The 17,613-nt window shown below is 59.7% G+C and carries 12 protein-coding genes and 1 pseudogene; 3 read left to right on the top strand and 10 right to left on the bottom strand.

Annotated elements, in window-relative coordinates; translation table 11 throughout:
- Positions 1 to 315: 315 nt before the first annotated feature.
- The 10 genes and pseudogenes from AB4P97_RS03245 to AB4P97_RS03200 all read right to left on the bottom strand — a co-directional run.
- Positions 316 to 558: pseudogene (locus tag AB4P97_RS03245) on the bottom strand (transposase); the annotation flags it as partial.
- Positions 559 to 668: 110 nt separating this feature from the next.
- Entirely contained in the window at positions 669 to 4,262 is a 3,594-nt protein-coding gene (locus AB4P97_RS03240) for a glycosyltransferase (protein ID WP_395602065.1), read from the bottom strand.
- Positions 4,263 to 4,376: 114 nt separating this feature from the next.
- Positions 4,377 to 5,945: a flagellar hook-associated protein 3 gene (locus AB4P97_RS03235; RefSeq protein ID WP_042558192.1), complete on the bottom strand. Its 1,569-nt coding sequence runs from the start codon at positions 5,943 to 5,945 to the stop codon at positions 4,377 to 4,379.
- 13 nt (positions 5,946 to 5,958) lie between these two features.
- Complete coding sequence (flgK, locus tag AB4P97_RS03230; protein WP_047300247.1) at positions 5,959 to 8,004, bottom strand: flagellar hook-associated protein FlgK; 2,046 nt, start codon at positions 8,002 to 8,004, stop codon at positions 5,959 to 5,961.
- Between the two features lie 24 nt (positions 8,005 to 8,028).
- Positions 8,029 to 9,318 (bottom strand): flagellar assembly peptidoglycan hydrolase FlgJ, encoded by a 1,290-nt coding sequence (gene flgJ / locus AB4P97_RS03225; protein WP_395602064.1) that lies wholly within the window; start codon positions 9,316 to 9,318, stop codon positions 8,029 to 8,031.
- Positions 9,319 to 9,329: 11 nt separating this feature from the next.
- Positions 9,330 to 10,418 (bottom strand): flagellar basal body P-ring protein FlgI, encoded by a 1,089-nt coding sequence (locus tag AB4P97_RS03220; protein WP_228732622.1) that lies wholly within the window; start codon positions 10,416 to 10,418, stop codon positions 9,330 to 9,332.
- A gap of 27 nt (positions 10,419 to 10,445) precedes the next feature.
- Positions 10,446 to 11,141, bottom strand: coding sequence for a flagellar basal body L-ring protein FlgH (gene flgH, locus AB4P97_RS03215; protein ID WP_042558188.1), 696 nt, complete (start codon positions 11,139 to 11,141; stop codon positions 10,446 to 10,448).
- 52 nt (positions 11,142 to 11,193) lie between these two features.
- Entirely contained in the window at positions 11,194 to 11,979 is a 786-nt protein-coding gene (gene flgG / locus AB4P97_RS03210; RefSeq protein ID WP_042558187.1) for a flagellar basal-body rod protein FlgG, read from the bottom strand.
- A gap of 45 nt (positions 11,980 to 12,024) precedes the next feature.
- On the bottom strand, positions 12,025 to 12,765 hold the full coding sequence (locus AB4P97_RS03205) for a flagellar basal body rod protein FlgF (protein ID WP_042558186.1): 741 nt from the start codon (positions 12,763 to 12,765) through the stop codon (positions 12,025 to 12,027).
- A gap of 311 nt (positions 12,766 to 13,076) precedes the next feature.
- A complete protein-coding gene (locus AB4P97_RS03200; RefSeq protein ID WP_042558185.1) occupies positions 13,077 to 14,636 on the bottom strand; it encodes a sigma-54-dependent phenylalanine hydroxylase transcriptional regulator PhhR in 1,560 nt (519 codons plus the stop codon).
- Positions 14,637 to 15,012: 376 nt separating this feature from the next.
- On the opposite strand from AB4P97_RS03200, the gene phhA reads away from it, so the two are divergent.
- From phhA to AB4P97_RS03185, 3 genes are all read left to right on the top strand, one after another.
- On the top strand, positions 15,013 to 15,804 hold the full coding sequence (phhA, locus tag AB4P97_RS03195; protein WP_042558184.1) for a phenylalanine 4-monooxygenase: 792 nt from the start codon (positions 15,013 to 15,015) through the stop codon (positions 15,802 to 15,804).
- A 110-nt stretch (positions 15,805 to 15,914) separates the two neighbouring features.
- Positions 15,915 to 16,271 carry a 4a-hydroxytetrahydrobiopterin dehydratase gene (locus tag AB4P97_RS03190; RefSeq protein WP_042558183.1) on the top strand — a complete coding sequence of 119 codons (357 nt, stop codon included), beginning with the start codon at positions 15,915 to 15,917 and terminating at the stop codon, positions 16,269 to 16,271.
- Positions 16,271 to 17,464, top strand: a complete 1,194-nt coding sequence (locus tag AB4P97_RS03185; RefSeq protein ID WP_042558182.1) for an amino acid aminotransferase — start codon at positions 16,271 to 16,273, stop codon at positions 17,462 to 17,464. Before AB4P97_RS03190 ends, AB4P97_RS03185 begins: the two co-directional genes overlap by 1 nt.
- The last annotated feature ends 149 nt before the right edge of the window (positions 17,465 to 17,613 follow it).

The raw sequence follows: 17,613 nt of genomic DNA, 5'->3' as shown, positions 1-17,613 counted from the left end.
TCGTTCGTCACCGGGCTGCGTACGGCTTTTTTGAGCATTGCGGCCTACTGGCTAACCTTTTTTGCCGGTTCGGGCGCAGGTGGGATGCCCGCGAGCGCTCGTTTTATGGCGATTTGAGGGGGACTTGCAGGAAACGCGCCAGCTCATGAACCCCTCACCACTTAACAAAATGAGCGCAAGCTCGGCTGCAGCTCTTGACCTTGAAAGGCCCGTCGGCAGGCTGAGTGGCGGGATTGATCCGGGGGTGGGAGCGCCTCGACCGTTTGGCGAAACCAAACACATCACGAGGAGGTACAGCGAAGCAAACCGGAGGCGCGTCGCGGTGAATGCGGGACTGTTATCGCGCCGAAAGTCAGCGATGGTTTTGAAATCGGGGGCCAGTAGAACCAACAGCCACATGACTTCAACATTGCGCTGACACTCGGCTTCGAGTCGTTGCGAGGAGCCAATACGCTGGAAATAACCGTAGAGGTCGAGTTTGAGCAAATCGGCAGGATCATCCAGCGGCACTGTAAACAGCGCTGTCCGGGAATGGTTGTCACCTTGGAGATAGCGCATAAGAAAAATGCCCATATCTGGCGATACGGGCATTTTCTTTAACCGGCCAGCACATCGCCAGGTTTCACACCGCCGACTCTCAGGTCGCCTTTCCAGTGCAGCTTAACGGATCAATCCGCCAACCAGCCATATTCCCAATACCGCAGATTGTCGCCACGCAACACGTAATCGCGCAGCACCACCTCACGCAAATCGTCACCCATGCGATAGCTGGCGTCCGGGTCGGCCAGGTGCATGCGGATTGCCTGCAACCATTCGTCCGTGGTGTTGGTCTTGATCCGTGTGCACGGCAGATAGCCTTGGTAGGCCTCGGTGTTGGTGCAAATCACCGGATAACCGCAGGCGCCGTACTCCAGCAGTCGCAGGTTGCTCTTGCAGTCGTTGAAAATGTGGAACTCCAACGGTGCGAGGGCCAGGTCCAGATTCAGGCCGGCCAGCTTCGCCGGGTATTCGTCCAATGCAATTACGCCGTGGAATTCATGCATGTACGGAAGTAAATCATCCGGGCACATGCCGAAGAATACCCAGTCAACCTCGTTGGCCAATTCACGCACCACATCGGCGATCACCGCAAGGTCTCCATGGTGACTGGTGCCGCCCCCCCAGCCGACCCGCGGTTTTTTCGATGTACGGCGCTGACTGTGCAGGTTGCCCCACAAGTCCTTGGCCAGCATGTTCGGTACCACACGAATGTCATGGTGCATGTCCGACAGCATGTTGGCCAGTGGCTGAGTCGACACGACCACGCGATCACACAGACCGATCGCACGCCGCACCATGCGCTCCATATCCTGCTTGTTCGGCATGTTGCGGATATGCGCATTGCGGTGAGGAACATCGATGACATAGTCATCGAGTTCGAAGATCCGCCGCGCATTGAAGTATTTCTTCAGCGGTGGAATTTCATCGATGGAGTGCTCGGAGTAGCGCCCTTGCAGAACGATCACGTCGGGCGCCTGACGCTCGATGTCGATGATCGACGGCAAGCCGTAGCAAACACGTCCTTCAGCCCTGTTGGCCGCTTCCAGTTCGATCATCGGCTGGCTCATGCGGTAATGGCCAATGGCAGAGGCGTTGATCGGCACCACCAGCAGGTTGGGCAATTGCGCCTTGGAAAACGCGCTCCATCCGGTACGCATACCGGGTTCAAGACTGAAATTGGTGGCGCCGACGCCCTGCAATGTGAGGTTGACGTTGTAGGCTGGGTCCCGCGCAATGATCGGCAGCCAGCGCTGGTAGAAGGTATCCGTTTCTTTGACGAGCAATGCTTCCTCTTCGTGCGTCGCCGTTGCTACCGGCCGCGCACCCACGGCCATTACAGCATGCGGGTTCATCACCACAAGGTAGCCTTCGCGGCCGACCCGCAGGCAAAGATCCGCGACATTCAGGGTTTTTTTCAGTTCCTGTTGATCAAGCCCGCCGACCGCTTCGAACACCGACTTGCGAATCATCAGGCAATCGCCACCGACGGCGCTCAGATCGTGCACCGCTTGCAGGCGGAACATGTAGCCTTCGGTATGCATCGCCTGGCCAATGAACGGCAGCCCGACCGGTCCGTTCAAGCCAAGAATTACGCCCGCATGCGACACACCACCGTCCGGGCTGAACAGTTTGGCGCCGACGACTCCGACCTCGGCACGCTGCGCGTGATTGAGCATTTCGTCGAGCCAGTCGCTTTGGGTGATCACTGCAAAGGCATTGAGCACCAACACATATTCGCCACGCGCCTGCGCCACTGCAAAATTGTGAACGGCGGCAGCGTTATCCTTTTGCGGATAGCGCAACAGACGAATCCGCTCGCCGCCCAGTTGTGCCATGCCATCCAGCCATGCCAGTGCTTCAGCGCTTTCGCTGCCGTTGTCGACCAGCAGCAACTCATATTCGGTGTAGGCAGTTTTTTCCAGCAGTGTCTCGACACAGCGCTGCAATGCAGCCGTCTGGTCCTGAGTGACAATGATCACCGACACCAGCGGACGCCGGGCGTGATGATAGTCGACACGATTGAGCAGATTTTTGCCGCCACCACGGATTTCGTGGGCAATGCCGAGGCGTTGCAGATGCGCTTCGACTACCCGTGGGTTTTGCTCGACAACACCCGGCTCGGTGAGCCATTGCGACAGATCGAATTTCGACTCCAGCAACACCTCAGCGATGTGGCCCACCACCTGTAGGCCTTCGCTTTCGACCATGCGCCACAGTACGTCATGAGGCGCAAGCTCGGCGAAGTCGGGCACGAACCCTCCGAGCTGCAGAAACCGCTCGCGCTTGAATGCCAGGGCACGCCCGACGTACGGGTAGCTGCGCATGAGGTCGAGATTGAAATCCGGCTTGAACGCCGGTTCAGCCGACTCGCCATCGCGCAGACTGCCTTCATCGCTGTACAAGCACGTCAGTGAGTTCGAGTGCGCGATTCGATCGGCCATCACCAGCAGGGCCGGTGCAACCGGACGATCGCCTGGTTGCAAAAGATAGAGCCAGTCAGCGCCCTCCAGCTGTGGCAGCAGCGCGTTGATCTGCTCCAGTCCGTCGGCCTGCAACGGCATACTGAAGACACGCCCTTCGAGTTGCGCCTCAGTGCAGGAAACCGACAACACCAGAATCAGTTCGGGCGGATAATCCTGAGCACCCAGCGCCTCTAATGTACGCTCCAGGCCATCGCGGCTGCCCCGCGCGTCAACAATGATCGGCACAATCCGAGGACGGCTCGGCCAACCGGCGAGGATTTCCGGTAGCCACTTGCGTTGCGCCTCAGTGAGCACACGGCATTCGAGCCATTGTGTGTAGAGCTCGCCAAAACTGAAGCTGTCGACACCGACGCCCAGCTCCTGACGACTCTGTTTAGAGCCCAGAGTCCGACTCAGGGCGAGCTCTTCCCAGACCCGTGGTGATTCCTCAACCTTGGTCAAATGCACATAACGAACCCACCCCTGCGCGGGTGCCGACTCGCCACTGCGTACCTTGAGCATTTGCGAAATCCACTCGCGCTCGATTTCCACTGCATCCTTCATCGGTTGCTGTGCACTCAACCGTTCCGGGTAGAGACGCTCGACACTCAGTACATTGTTGGACGCAACCAGATTGCCGCGTCGCAGCAGACAGACATACAAGGCGAAATCCAGGGTCGCGGTGAAGCAGGCGCCCTCCTCCGTCAATGCGGGCAACAACTCGACGACATCGGCACGACGGAACAGCGCACAGCTGAAACCGCCGAGCACGTTCACCGGAAATTTTTCAAAAATGCCAAGTACATCGTCGCCCTTGAGCAGCCCGCTCACCGGTGTCAGCGACGTGTTTTCCAGGCGTGGGGGCAGGATGATGTCGTTCGCATCCCAGAGCAGTCGCTGAGCCACCGCCAGACTGACCTCGGCATGACGCATCTCGTGAGCCTGCTGTTCGATGCAGGTGGAATAGAGCAGGTCATCGTCACACAGAAACTTGATGAGTTCGCCCTGCGCCTGGTCAAGACAGGCTTTCAGGTTGCCGACGAATCCGAGTGTGCGAGGGTTGCGCACGTAACGCACCGCAACGCCCGCCTGCTCCGAGACCGACGCCACAATATCTTCGATTGCGTTGTCACGACTGTCATCGCAAACAATGATCTCCAGATGACCGTAGCTCTGGCTCACGGCACTGTTGAGCGTGCGCTCGAAAAAACGCGAATTGAAGGCAGGAATAACAAGGCTGACAAGGGGAAGTGAATTCACGGCGGACTCGCAAGCGGCGGGACCCCGCCCGGAACAGCGAGCCCTCTGAAACCGCGAAAAAAGACATTGGAAACTAAAGAGCCGAGCTAGCGGGCGCTTGCGCGCCCGTTACCGTCAAATCTTGTTGAACAGGCCCAACTGACTGATCTTGCTGAACGCCAGTTGCGCGGCCTGCAACATGGTCTGTTGCAAGGTCAGGCGGGTCATGACTTCAGCCGGGTCCGAATCACGGATCGAGCCTTGGGTCGTGGTGTTCGCTGTGCTCAGGCTGTCGTTGGTGACGGACTGCATATCCAGCGACTGGCCACGGGCACCGATGGAGGTGACAGCGGTGCCGATCTGATTGGTGGCGGCGTCGATGTTGCCGATACCTGCTTCCATGGCGCCCTGCAGTTTCTGCTTGGCCACCGGGTCGCCATCGATCGGCGTATTCAGCGCGGTAATCATCTGACCCAGGGTGTCGAGCACGTTCTGAGTCTGGTGGTTGTTTGGCTGAATAGAGAATTGATCGCCGGCTGCCGGGGCGCTACCCAGAGCGAACGTCACACCGGCTGCCGTCGCGTTGCTACCAGCCACAGTGCCCGAAGACACAGGTTTGCTGTCAGCAGTTACCGGCGCCGCGTACAGGTCGAACGCAGTGGCACTGGTGAACTTGAGGATCGCCCCGCCCTGCGGAAATGCCGCGGTGTAGGCCGCCTGGTCGGTGATGCTGGACCCCGTGATCACCGCCGTCGATGGATTGCCCGGGCTACGCGACGTGGTGAACGTGTCCGGTGTCACCGCCAGTTGAAAACTGTGCCCGGCAATGACCGCATCCGGGTTGGTGTCACCGGCCTTCAGGTTGATGTTCAGCTTCATGTCGACACCGCGGAAGCTGAAGCTCTGGTTGCTGCCGCTGGTGTTGTTGATCACGCCGTTCTTGCTGGCGTCAGCAGTCACGTCATTACCCAGCGCGTCGGTGATCTTCATCTGCGTGCTGCTGACGAAGGCGACGGTGTAGGGCTGACCGCTGACGAACTTCGAGTTATAGGTGGCAGCGGTGCCAACGGTACCGTTGGACAATACGACGCGACCGTCATCCACCGCTGGGGCAGTCAGGCTGGTGTTGGTGCGACCGGTATTGATGGTTTGCTGGAATGCCTCCCAACCGGTGGTATTGGTGCCGACCGTCAGGCCATCGCCGATGCCCAGATTGATGGTGGTCTGGTCACCGTTATAGCTGTAGGTGCCGTCGGTGTTTTGCGAATACGGCGCGGTGTCGGTTTTCGAACCGGAGAACAGGTAGTTGCCGTTGGCATCCTTGGAGTTCATCAGGCCCAATACCTGTTTCTGGATCTCGCCCAGTTCCGCCGCGTAAGCCTGGCGATCCTTGTCGGTGATCGTGCCGTTGTTGGCGGCCAGGGACAGTTCCTTGGCGCGGCTCAACGCCGTGGTGATGGCATCCAGCGTGGTTTCCTGCACGGTCAACGCACTCTTGGTGCTGTTGATGTTGGTGGTGTACTGATCCAGCATCGCGGCCTGCTGACCCAGTTGCAGCAGGCGACCGGCACCGACCGGATCATCCGCGGCGGTGTTGATGCGTTGCAGGTTGCTCGCCTCGCTTGCGGTGGCCAGCGCCTTGTTGAAGTTACGCTGATAGTCCGCAGCTTGCGTTCCGTAATACTGGGCGGTGGAAATGCGCATGAATTACGACTCCTTAAAGGCTGTTGATCAGCGTGGCGAAAGTTTCCTGCGCAGCTTTGATGATCTGCGAAGACGCTGTGTAGTACTGCTGGTATTTGACCAGGTTGCCGGTTTCTTCATCCAGGTTGACCCCGGACAGCGAATCACGCGCACCGGCAGCCTGCGTCAGGATCGCCGTGGTGGCTTCAACGTCAGACTTGCCTTGTGCGGTCTTGGTACCGACGTTGGTCACGAGTTTGTTGTAGGCGTCGGTCAGGCTGATGCCTTTGCTCGCCGAACCGGTGTCGACGGTCTGTTTGGTTTGCAGGCCAACCAGCGCCTGGGCATTGCGGTTATCCGAAGAGGCCGCGCCGGTCATGTTCATGGTGAAGGTTTCGCCATCCTTCGGCGTGCCGCCGACGGTGGTCTGCACGGTGAACGTCTTCTGCACGTTAGGCGTGACCGAGGTGTCCATGATCTTGGCGCCGTTGGCATCGACCATACCCACTTTCAGGTCCAGGGTGTTCGCCTGCCCCGGAACGATCGTACCGGAGCTGATGAGCCCGCCCTTGGCGTCGACCATGGTGTACGGCTGGCTGCCGCCGCTCGCCTCGCCGAACACCAGTTTTACCGGCGTCGAATATTTCAGCGCAGTCTGCATTTCGGCCTGAGCGGCCGGGTTGTAGATGTTGATCTTGTCGGTGAGCGTCGGCTGGGTATAGGTGCCGGAATTATTGGCGCTAGCGACACCGGTCAACGGGCCCGCTGCAGCGATTTTCTTCGGATCGGTCAGTACGGTCTGGATGCTCGCTGCCGCATTGCGCGTCGGCGTCACTTTGAAGCTGTCGCCCGCGCTCAACGCGCCGCCCTTGAGGGCCAGACTGAAGCCGTCGATCACCGGCGGTGGCGTCGTGTTGGTGCTGAACGTCCCCATGTCAGTGCCGTCGGAGCGCTTGACGCTGTAATCGGTGGCGCTGGTGAACGTCACCTGGTAATCGCTGGTGGTCAGCTTGCCGGTGTCCTTGATGGTGACATCAAGGTTGCCCGAGCCTGCGCTGTTGCCCGACTGCGCAATGCTGCGCTGGCTGATCAGCGCGGCACTGTTGATATTGTTGAAAATCGCCGCGCCGAAGTCACCGTTCTTGTCGATGCCCTGGGCTTGCTGGCTGTTGATCTGATCGGCGATGACCAGCGCTACACGCCCCAACTCGTTGAGCGACGGGTCGAGCACTTCTTTGCGATAAGTCAGCAAGCCACCGATTTCGCCACCGTTGATCACCGAAGTGATGTCGATGGTGCTCGAACCGCGATCCATCTGGATGCCCAGGCGCGTCGGGTCATCCTTGCTCGGCACGGTGCTGAGGGAGTTGGTGGTGTTGCCGATGACCAGCGGCTGGCCGCTGCCGACATACACATCGAAACTGGTGCCACGCTCGACGACTTGCGCGCCGGTCAGTTCGGACAACTGACGCACGGCCTCATTACGGCTGTCGAGCAAATCGTTCGGCGCACCGCCGCTGGTGGAGATCTCACCGATCTTCTGGTTGAGCGCGGCGATCGAGTTGGCCAGTTTGTTCACCTGGGCGGTCATGTCGCTCAGGCTGCCGTTGATCGTGGTGTTCTGGTCGTTCAATTGCTTGGCGATGGAATTGAAGCGACCGGTCAGCGCCTGTGCGCCAGTCAGCACCGATTGACGGGAAGTGTCATCGGTGGCCGAAGTCGATACGCCCTGCATCGAGGTGAAGAATTTCTGCAACACACCGGTCAGGCCGGTGTTCACGTCGGACAGCGTGCCGTCCAGCGGTTTGGCTTGCGCCAGAAACGACGCCGATTCGCTGTTGAGCGAAGTCGCGGTGTGCAACTGGGTTTCCAGGTACGAGTTGTAGACCCGGCGCACGTCGGCCAGGGTTGTGCCTGTGCCGATGAAAACGCTGCCGTACTGCTGCGAGGATTTGGTGCCCTGCACGGTTTGCTGGCGCGAATAACCGGCGGTGTCGACGTTGGCAATGTTGTTGCCTGTCGTAGCCAAAGAGGACTGGCTAGCCGACAGCCCCGACATCCCGATATTGAGCAAACTCATGGTTCAGACCTTATACCTTGTGCCTTATAAAGGCGTGGTGGAAACGCCCGCCGCAGCGTAGTTTTCAAAACTGTTCATCTGCTTGGCTATCTGCGAAATCTTGCTCGCGTAGTTCGGGTCGGTTGCGTAACCGGCCTTCTGCAACTCGCGTACAAACTGTTCTGGGTTATCGGCCGACTTCAGCACTTCTTGATAGCGATTATTGGACTGCAGCAAAGTCACCAGATCGTGGAAGCTGTCCTTGTACGAGGCATAGGAACGGAACTCGGCCGTCTCCTTGACCATCGCGCCATTGCGGAACTCGCTGGTGATTGCCCGGGCCGAATCGCCCTGCCAGTTGCTGCTCGCCTTGATGCCGAACAGGTTGTGGCTGCTGCTGCCATCCTGCGCGCGCATGACCGATTTGCCCCAACCGGTTTCCAGCGCGGCTTGCGCCACCAGGTAACGCGGATCGACGCCGATACGGTCGGCGGCTTCCTTGGCCATCGGCAGCATGGTGTTGACGAATTCGTCGGCAGAGCTGAAGGCTTTTTTCGCTGGTGCCAGCGGAATCTGCGCCACCGCACGGCCGTAAACCTGCATCTGGCCGCCCGAGGCTTTTTCGGCCTCGGCACGCGCCAGCCAGTCGCCGTTGTACAGCGGGCCTGTGCCAGTGATGGCAGCAGTCGTGGCGCGTTGCGGCAATTGAGTTGTCGCGGCAGGCGTTGCCGACGGCACCAGCCCAGCGAGCAAACGATCAGCCAGTTTCGGCGGCAAGGCCAGACGGCGCTGGTTGATCAGCGCCATGTCATTGCTGTGCGCGAGCAGGGTGTTCGGCGCATGCACCGCACGCGAGGCCCACAGCGGACGCTCGCCATTGAGGCGTGACAACGGGCCAGTGCCGACGGTGCCGGCCGCAATCGGCGTGGCGACATTAGCGGCAGCGGCTTTCGCGGCTTCCTGCTTGGCAGCAGAGGCGGCTTCAGCTTCGCCCGGCGCCATCGGTTTGTTCTTCGACATCTGGCGCATCAGCACGTCGGCCAGGCCAATACCACCGCCCTCGCGGGACATGGAAACGGCCAGTTGCTGGTCGTACATTTCCTGGTACTGCTTGGCCGCCGGCGTGTTCAGCGGATTGTCTTCGCCCAACGCATTAGTGGCAGAGCGCATCGACTTGAGCATTTCACCGAGGAACAGCGATTCAAACTCCTGCGCAACTTTGCGCATGTTCGCATCGCTGTCCTTGTCGCCGACCTTGAGCTGATTCAGACGATTGAGATCGGAGTAGGAACCCGAATCGCTGCTGCCGACCAGACCGCTTTTGCGCATATCCATAGTGGCTGTCCTCAGATCACGATCAGGTCGGCTTGCAACGCACCGGCCTGTTTCAATGCTTCAAGAATCGCCATCAGGTCGCCCGGTGCCGCGCCGACCTGGTTCACCGCACGAACGATCTCGTCGAGGGTGGTGCCCGGGCCGAACTTGAACATCGGTTTGGCTTCCTGTTCGGCATTCACTCGCGAACGCGGTACGACAGCGGTCTGGCCGTTGGACAACGGACCTGGCTGGCTGACGATCGGGTCTTCGGTGATGGTCACGGTCAGGCTGCCGTGAGTCACGGCGGCTGGCGAAACCTTCACGTTCTGGCCGATGACGATGGTGCCGGTGCGCGAGTTGATGATGACTTTGGCGACGGCCTGACCCGGATCGACTTCGAGGTTTTCCAGGATCGACAGATAGTCGACACGCTGGCTCGGATCGAGCGGCGCGGTCACGCGAATCGAACCGCCGTCGATGGCTTGTGCGACGCCAGGGCCGAGCATGTCGTTAATCTTGTCGACGATGCGTTTGGCGGTGGTGAAGTCGGAGCGATTGAGGTTCAGCGTCAGGCTGTTGCCCTGGTTGAAACCGCTCGGCACTGAACGCTCAACCGACGCACCGCCAGGGATGCGACCGGCCGACGGAACGTTGACGGTAATCTTCGAACCGTCACGACCTTCAGCGTCGAAACCACCGACAACAAGGTTGCCCTGAGCAATGGCGTAGACGTTGCCGTCGATACCCTTGAGCGGGGTCAGCAACAGTGTGCCGCCGCGCAGGCTCTTGGAGTTACCGATCGACGAAACGGTGATGTCGACCTGCTGACCCGGCTTGGCGAACGCCGGCAGATCGGCACTGATCGACACCGCCGCGACGTTCTTCAACTGCACGTTGCCCGATCCCGGCGGCACCTTGATGCCGAACTGCGAGAGCATGTTGTTGAAGGTCTGCAGGGTGAACGGCGTCTGCGTCGTCTGGTCACCGGTGCCATTAAGCCCGACCACCAGGCCATAGCCGATCAACTGGTTGGAACGCACGCCGGAAATACTGGCGATGTCTTTCAACCGTTCGGCGTGTGCAGTGAAGGCCACCGACAACATAACGGCGGCCAGCATGAGGCTCTTGAAATTCAACGTAGCCACCTAGAAAGGGAACAGCGGGCTGAGGAAGAAGCGGTCGAACCAGCCTGGCTGACTCGTGTCGGCAAACGCGCCGGTACCCGAATAGGTGATGCGTGCATCGGCGACGCGAGTCGACGAAACGGTGTTGTCGGTGGCGATGTCATCGGCGCGAACCATACCGGCGATGCGCACCAGCTCGTCGCCGGTGTTCAGCGTCAGCCACTTCTCGCCGCGCACGGCGATGATGCCGTTAGGCAACACGTCGGCGACGGTTACGGTGATCGAACCGGTCAGGCTGTTGCTCTGTCCCGACTTGGCGTCACCCTTGGTCGAGCGGTCGGCGCTGTAGCCGGCGTTCAGGCTCAGGTCGCCGCCACCAATCGGGTTGTTGGTGGTCAGGCTGGAACCGAACAACGAGGTCAGGCCGATCGAGTTGTCGCTGTTCTTGTCCATCTGCGAGTTGGCATTCTTGCTCGCCTGGGTGCGCTCGTTCAGGGTGATGGTGATGATGTCACCGACCCGAAACGCCTTGCGGTCGCTGTACAGGTTCTGCTCGAAACCGGCCTGATAGATCGAGCCATTGTTGGCAGCCGCCGGCAACGGCGTGCGCGGCAACACCGGAGCGTAGTAAGGGTCATTGGGCTTGGGCGTCGGAGCGACGCAGCCCGCGAGCGAGACGACCCCACTCAATGCCAGAACAGATACAAAGCGATTCATGACCCTACCTCACGGTGTTGCAGGCGACCTCATGGCCGCCTCATAGACTTGATTACAGATTCTGCGTTACGAACGAGAGCATCTGGTCGGCGGTGGAGATCACCTTGGAGTTCATCTCGTAAGCGCGCTGAGTGGTGATCATGTTGACCATCTCTTCAACGGTGCTGACGTTGGACGTTTCCAGCGTGTTCTGCAGCGTGGTGCCGAACCCGGCCAGGCCCGGAGTACCGACTTGCGGCGCGCCGGAAGCGGCGGTTTCCAGGAACAGGTTGTTGCCCACGGCTTGCAGACCGGCCGGGTTGATGAAGTCAGCGGTCTGCAGGTTGCCGATCACTTGCGAGGCGGCGTTGCCCGGCAGCGTGACGGAAACGGTGCCGTCATTGCCGACGGTGAAGGTTTGCGCGTCGTTCGGGATAACGATTGCAGGCTCCAGAGCGAAACCACTGGCGTTGACGATCTGGCCATTGGAGTCGAGGTGGAACGTACCGTCACGGGTGTAGGACGTGGTGCCGTCCGGCTGCAGGATCTGGAAGAAACCGCGACCGTTGATGGCCATGTCCAGCGGTTGCTCGGTGGTCTGCAGGCTGCCGGCGGTGAAGTTTTTCTGGGTGCCGACGATGCGCACACCGGTACCCACTTGCAGACCCGACGGCAGTTCGCTGTCCTGAGTCGACTGGGCGCCTGGCTGGCGTTTGATCTGGTACAGCAAGTCCTGGAACTCGGCGCGGTCACGTTTGAAACCCGTGGTCGAGACGTTCGCCAGGTTGTTGGAAATGGTGGTCAGGTTAGTGTCCTGAGCGGACAGACCCGTTTTGGCAACCCATAGAGCCGGAAGCATTCGATTCTCCTCGTGCGCCTGTTTTACGGCGCGACGTTCTGATAATTAGCTGATCTGCAAGACCCGAGCCATGGCCTGGTCGTCGTCTTTGGCGGTGTTCATCATCTTGACGTGCAACTCGAACTGCTTGGCCAGGGCCAGCACCGAGGTCATCTCTTCGACGGCATTGACGTTGCTCGACTCAAGGAACCCCGACACCAGTTTGACGTTGGCATCAGCCTGCGCCGGCTGGCCGTCCTTGGTGTAGATCGAGCCGTCGAGGCCTTTATTCATGTTCTTGATGTCAGGGTTGACCAGTTTGATCCGGTCGACTTCGGCCATCACACGCGGGCCTTCGCCCATCGCACGAATACTGATGGTGCCGTCTTCACCGACTTCGATTTGCTGCTCGGGCGGCACGGCGATCGGACCGCCATTGCCCATCACCGGCATGCCGTTGCCGGCGCGCAATACACCGAGGGCATCGACGTTGAGGCTGCCGGTGCGCACGTAGCTTTCGCCGCCGCTCGGGTTCTGCACGGCGATCCAGCCGTTGCCGGTCACGGCGACGTCAAGGTCACGTCCGGTCTGCACCAGCGAGCCCGGAGTGAAATCGGTGGCGGGCCGCTCGCTCATGGCAAACGCACGCGCCGGAAAGCTGTCACCGAACACCGGCATCGAACGCGCCTGCTCCAGGTCGCGCTGAAAACCGTTGGTGGAAATGTTCGCCAGGTTGTTGGCATGAGCCCTTTGCGCCAGCGCGTTTTGGCTCGCGCCGGTCATTGCTACATAAAGGTACTTGTCCACGCTCTTTCCTCTGCATGCCGGACGTTTGCCGCCCACTGCTGTACTGCTGAGCCATAAGCAATTTGCAGACCAACTTTTTTCTGGCAGCGCGAAGCCCGGCAAACAAAGGACTTGAGGGGGATTGCGGGGAAAGGGGAAATGTATCGAAGTCGAAAAACCGGCGGTGTTGTGCCGGTAGGTGGCAAAGGCTGACACCGACGTTGTCTGCAATGCCGCCTTCGCGAGCAGGCTCCCTCCCACAGGGGAGTGCATTGCAACTGTGGGAGCGAGCCTGCTCGCGAAGAGGCCATCAAAGCCAATGGAGTTTTTGACTATGACTCAGACTTGCCAACCTCATACTCTCGCAATTTATTGGCAATGGTCGTGTGCGAGACGCCCAGTCGCTTGCCCAACTGCCGACTGCTCGGGTGCTCCGAATACAACCGCTCCAACACGGCTTTCTCGAAGCGCCCGACGATCTCGTCCAGCCCGCCCTCCAGCGAAAAATCGCCAAGCGGCTGACGCACGCCGTAATCCGGCAGGCGAATATGTTCGGCTTTGACCATACCGCCGTCACACAGCGAAACGGCCTGGAACAGCACGTTTTCCAACTGCCGCACGTTGCCCGGCCAATGGTAATGGCTGAGCCGATCCATCGCCGCCGGCGCCAGTTTCGGCAGCGAACAGCCGATCTGCCGACTGGCCTGATCGAGGAAGTGCTCCACCAGCGGCGTCAAACCGTCGAGGCATTCGCGCAGCGGTGGAATGTGCAGCGACAGCACGTTCAAGCGGTGATACAGATCCTGGCGAAATTCGCCCCGCGCGCACAATTCGGACAGGTCCACCTGCGTCGCGCAAATCACCCGTACATCCAGATAAACCTCTTCATCACTGCCAACGCGACGGAAGCAGCCGTCCTGCAGAAAGCGCAGCAGTTTGACCTGGAGGCGCGGACTCATCTCACCCACGCCATCGAGAAACAGCGTCCCCCCTGCCGTCAATTCCAGCAGACCAAGCTTGCCTTCGGCCCGCGCACCTTCGAAAGCACCGGGGCCATAACCGAACAGTTCGGTCTCGGCCATCGACTCCGGCAGACCCGCGCAGTTGAGCGCCATCAGTGGCGACTGCCCGCGCGGACTGGCGAGGTGACAGGCGCGCGCCAGCAACTCCTTGCCCGTACCGGTTTCGCCTTCTATCAATAGAGGTGCATCGAGTGGCGCCATCCGCCGTGCTTCACGCACCACTGCGGCCATGACTTTGGAGCTCTGGAAAATGCTGTCGAACCCACGCAGCTCCTGCTTGCGCACGTTGTAGATGCGCTCGCCGACGCGGTCGGCGCGGTGCAGGGTCAACACCGCACCGGCCATCGCTTCGCTGTCGTCGTGTTCCGATTGCAGCGGGGCGATATCGGCCAGAAACACGTCGCCCTTGACCTTGACCCGCATGCCGTTGATTCGCGATTTATTTGCTCGCACCAGTTCCGGCAAATCGAAATCTTCGGCATAGCGCGACAGTGGAATCCCCGGTACTTCATCGACCCGCACGCCGAGCAACTGTGCCGCCGCGCGGTTGGCGGCGACGATCGAGCCGCCCATGTCGATCGACAGCACCGGAAACTCCAGCGCACCGAGCAATGCGTTCAATTCCATGTGCCGGCGCTCGCTCGGCATCAACCCTACCCGCTTGACGCCGAACACGCCGGCAATCGCTTCGAATTTCGGCCGCAGCGCCTGGAACTGGATATTGATCAGGTTCGGACAATGCAGATAGATCGCGTTGCCATGCTCACCGCCGACCTCGCCGCGCGCGACGTTGATCCCGTACGCCACCAGCAAATTGAGGATGTCGCGCAGGATGCCGATGCGGTTCTGGCAGTGGACTTTGATACGCATATAAATGACCCGACAGACCAGTAAAAAGGTTGAACACAGACCCTGTGGGAGCGAGCCTGCTCGCGAAGGCGGCGTCACATTCAGCAGTGATGTGTCAGACAATCCGTATTCGCGAGCAGGCTCGCTCCCACAGGGGATACTTTCTGCCGAGGCACGCAGATAGTTGTCAAGATTATGTGACAGCTACCGACCTTTTCAAACCCGTGAATCACTGTAAACGCGAGATATTCGTCAAAGCGTAATGATTACTTTACGAATTAAAGAGAAATTTCCTACGCGCAGGTGATTCAACCTGCTGCACATCAACGCGCTCTCAGGTAAATCTGAGTCCATCGCTGGACATAACAAGAACGAATTCCCCTAGCAGGAGAGCAGTATGAAGCAGACGCAATACGTGGCCCGCGAGCCCGATGCGCAAGGTTTTATCGACTACCCCGCCGAAGAACACGCGGTGTGGAACACGCTGATCACTCGCCAACTGAAAGTGCTTGAGGGTCGTGCGTGCCAGGAATACCTGGACGGTATCGAAAAACTCGGTCTGCCCCACGACCGCATTCCGCAACTGGGCGAGATCAACAAAGTGCTCGGCGAGACCACCGGCTGGCAGGTCGCCCGTGTCCCGGCGCTGATCCCCTTCCAGACCTTCTTCGAATTGCTCGCCAGCAAACAATTTCCGGTGGCCACGTTCATTCGCACCCGCGAAGAGCTCGACTACCTGCAAGAGCCGGATATTTTCCACGAGATTTTTGGTCACTGCCCGCTGCTGACCAACCCGTGGTTCGCCGAATTCACTCACACCTACGGCAAACTCGGCCTGCAAGCCACCAAGGAAGAGCGCGTTTATCTCGCGCGCCTGTACTGGATGACCATCGAGTTCGGCCTGGTCGACACCCCGCAAGGCAAACGCATCTACGGCGGTGGCATTCTGTCTTCGCCCAAAGAAACTGTTTATTCGTTGTCGGACGAGCCCGAGCATCAGGCATTCGATCCGCTGGAAGCGATGCGCACGCCGTATCGCATCGACATCCTGCAACCGCTGTACTTTGTCCTGCCGAACCTCAAGCGCCTGTTCGATGTGGCCCATGAAGACATCATGGCCATGGTCAGACAAGGTATGCAGCTAGGTCTGCACGCGCCGAAATTTCCGCCAAAACCAAAAGCGGCGTGACCCGCCACTTTTGCTGACAAGTGAGTCTGTCAGTTGCCGCCACTTTGCTTTAGCGTGGCGGCATTGACGGCCAATATAAAAAAACACCTCCAGATTTCAGGAAGCCCACCATGTCTACTTTGAACCAAGCCCACTGCGAAGCCTGCCGCGCCGATGCGCCACAAGTCAGCGACGAAGAACTGCCGATCCTGATCAAGCAGATCCCTGACTGGAACATCGAAGTTCGCGATGGCGTGATGCAACTGGAAAAACTGTTCCTGTTCAAAAACTTCAAGCACGCGCTGGCCTTTACCAACGCCGTCGGCGAGATCTCCGAGGCCGAAGGTCACCACCCGGGCCTGCTGACCGAATGGGGCAAAGTCACCGTGACCTGGTGGAGCCACTCGATCAAAGGCCTGCACCGTAACGACTTCATCATGGCCGCGCGCACGGATGAAGTGGCCAAGACCGCTGAAGGACGCAAGTAATGCACTTTGACGCCATCGGCCGGGTCCCCGGCGACCCTATCCTCGGTTTGATGGAGGCGTATGCGCAGGACCCTAACCCGCGCAAATTCGACCTGGGCGTTGGCGTCTACAAGGACGCCCAAGGCCTGACGCCGATCCCTGAAGCGGTGAAAATCGCCGAGGCGCGGCTGGTCGAAAGCCAGGACACCAAGACCTACATTGGTGGCCACGGTAATCCGTTGTTCGGCAAGGTCATCAACGAGCTGGTGCTTGGCGCCGGTTCGAAACTGCTCGCCGAGCAGCGTGCAGGCGCCACTCAGACGCCGGGCGGCACCGGAGCCCTGCGTCTGGCTGCCGACTTCATCGCCCAATGCCTGCCGGGCAAAGGTGTATGGCTGAGCAATCCGACCTGGCCGATCCACGAAACCATTTTTGCGGCGGCCGGTGTCAAGGCCAGTCACTACCCTTATGTGGGCAGCGACAACCGTCTCGACGTCGAAGCGATGCTCGCGGTGCTCAATGAAGTGCCGAAGGGCGACGTGGTGTTGCTGCATGCGTGCTGCCATAACCCGACCGGTTTTGACCTCAGCCATGACGACTGGCAGCGTGTGCTGGACGTCGTGCGCAGCCGTGATTTGTTGCCGCTGATCGACTTCGCCTATCAGGGCTTTGGCGATGGCCTGGAGCAGGATGCGTGGTCAACCCGGTTATTCGCCGCTGAACTGCCTGAGCTGTTGATCACCAGTTCCTGCTCGAAAAACTTCGGCCTGTATCGCGACCGTACCGGTGCGCTGATCGTCTGCGCGAAAAGCGCCGACAAGCTCATCGATATCCGCAGCCAACTGGCCAACATCGCCCGCAATTTGTGGTCGACGCCGCCGGATCATGGTGCAGCTGTGGTCGCGACGATCCTCGCTGATCCAGAGCTCAAAGCCCGTTGGGCCGACGAAGTGGAAGCCATGCGCTTGCGTATTGCGCAATTGCGCAGCGGCCTGGTCGAAGCGCTGGAGCCGCACGGGTTGCGCGAGCGTTTTGCACACATTGGCGTGCAGCGCGGGATGTTCTCCTACACCGGCCTGTCGCCGGAGCAAGTGAAACAACTGCGCGAGCATCACAGTGTGTACATGGTGAGTTCGGGTCGGGCCAACGTTGCCGGCATCGATGCGACACGCCTGGCGCTGCTGGCCGACGCAATCGCCGACGTCTGCAAGTAACACCGCAATACCCTGTAGGAGCTGCCGCAGGCTGCGATCTTTTGATCTTTTTTAAAGCAAGATCAAAAGATCGCAGCCTGCGGCAGCTCCTGCATTTGTTTTTGCAGCAATCTTTTGCTTCCCGCCCTCCCCCTGCGGCCATTTGTCGC

Origin of the sequence: Pseudomonas sp. A1230, from assembly GCF_044218825.1 — a bacterium.
GTDB classification, from domain to species: Bacteria; Pseudomonadota; Gammaproteobacteria; order Pseudomonadales; family Pseudomonadaceae; genus Aquipseudomonas; species Aquipseudomonas iridis.
Note: the sequence above shows the minus strand (reverse complement) of the source record. Positions and strands in the feature narration are given on the sequence as shown.

Coding starts and splice junctions, on each gene's coding strand:
- AB4P97_RS03235 (WP_042558192.1), bottom strand. CDS start 5,945: ATGCGCATTTCCACCGCCCAGTATTACGGAACGCAAGCTGCGGACTAT.
- flgK (WP_047300247.1), bottom strand. CDS start 8,004: ATGAGTTTGCTCAATATCGGGATGTCGGGGCTGTCGGCTAGCCAGTCC.
- flgJ (WP_395602064.1), bottom strand. CDS start 9,318: ATGGATATGCGCAAAAGCGGTCTGGTCGGCAGCAGCGATTCGGGTTCC.
- AB4P97_RS03220 (WP_228732622.1), bottom strand. CDS start 10,418: ATGCTGGCCGCCGTTATGTTGTCGGTGGCCTTCACTGCACACGCCGAA.
- flgH (WP_042558188.1), bottom strand. CDS start 11,141: ATGAATCGCTTTGTATCTGTTCTGGCATTGAGTGGGGTCGTCTCGCTC.
- flgG (WP_042558187.1), bottom strand. CDS start 11,979: ATGCTTCCGGCTCTATGGGTTGCCAAAACGGGTCTGTCCGCTCAGGAC.
- AB4P97_RS03200 (WP_042558185.1), bottom strand. CDS start 14,636: ATGCGTATCAAAGTCCACTGCCAGAACCGCATCGGCATCCTGCGCGAC.
- phhA (WP_042558184.1), top strand. CDS start 15,013: ATGAAGCAGACGCAATACGTGGCCCGCGAGCCCGATGCGCAAGGTTTT.
- AB4P97_RS03190 (WP_042558183.1), top strand. CDS start 15,915: ATGTCTACTTTGAACCAAGCCCACTGCGAAGCCTGCCGCGCCGATGCG.
- AB4P97_RS03185 (WP_042558182.1), top strand. CDS start 16,271: ATGCACTTTGACGCCATCGGCCGGGTCCCCGGCGACCCTATCCTCGGT.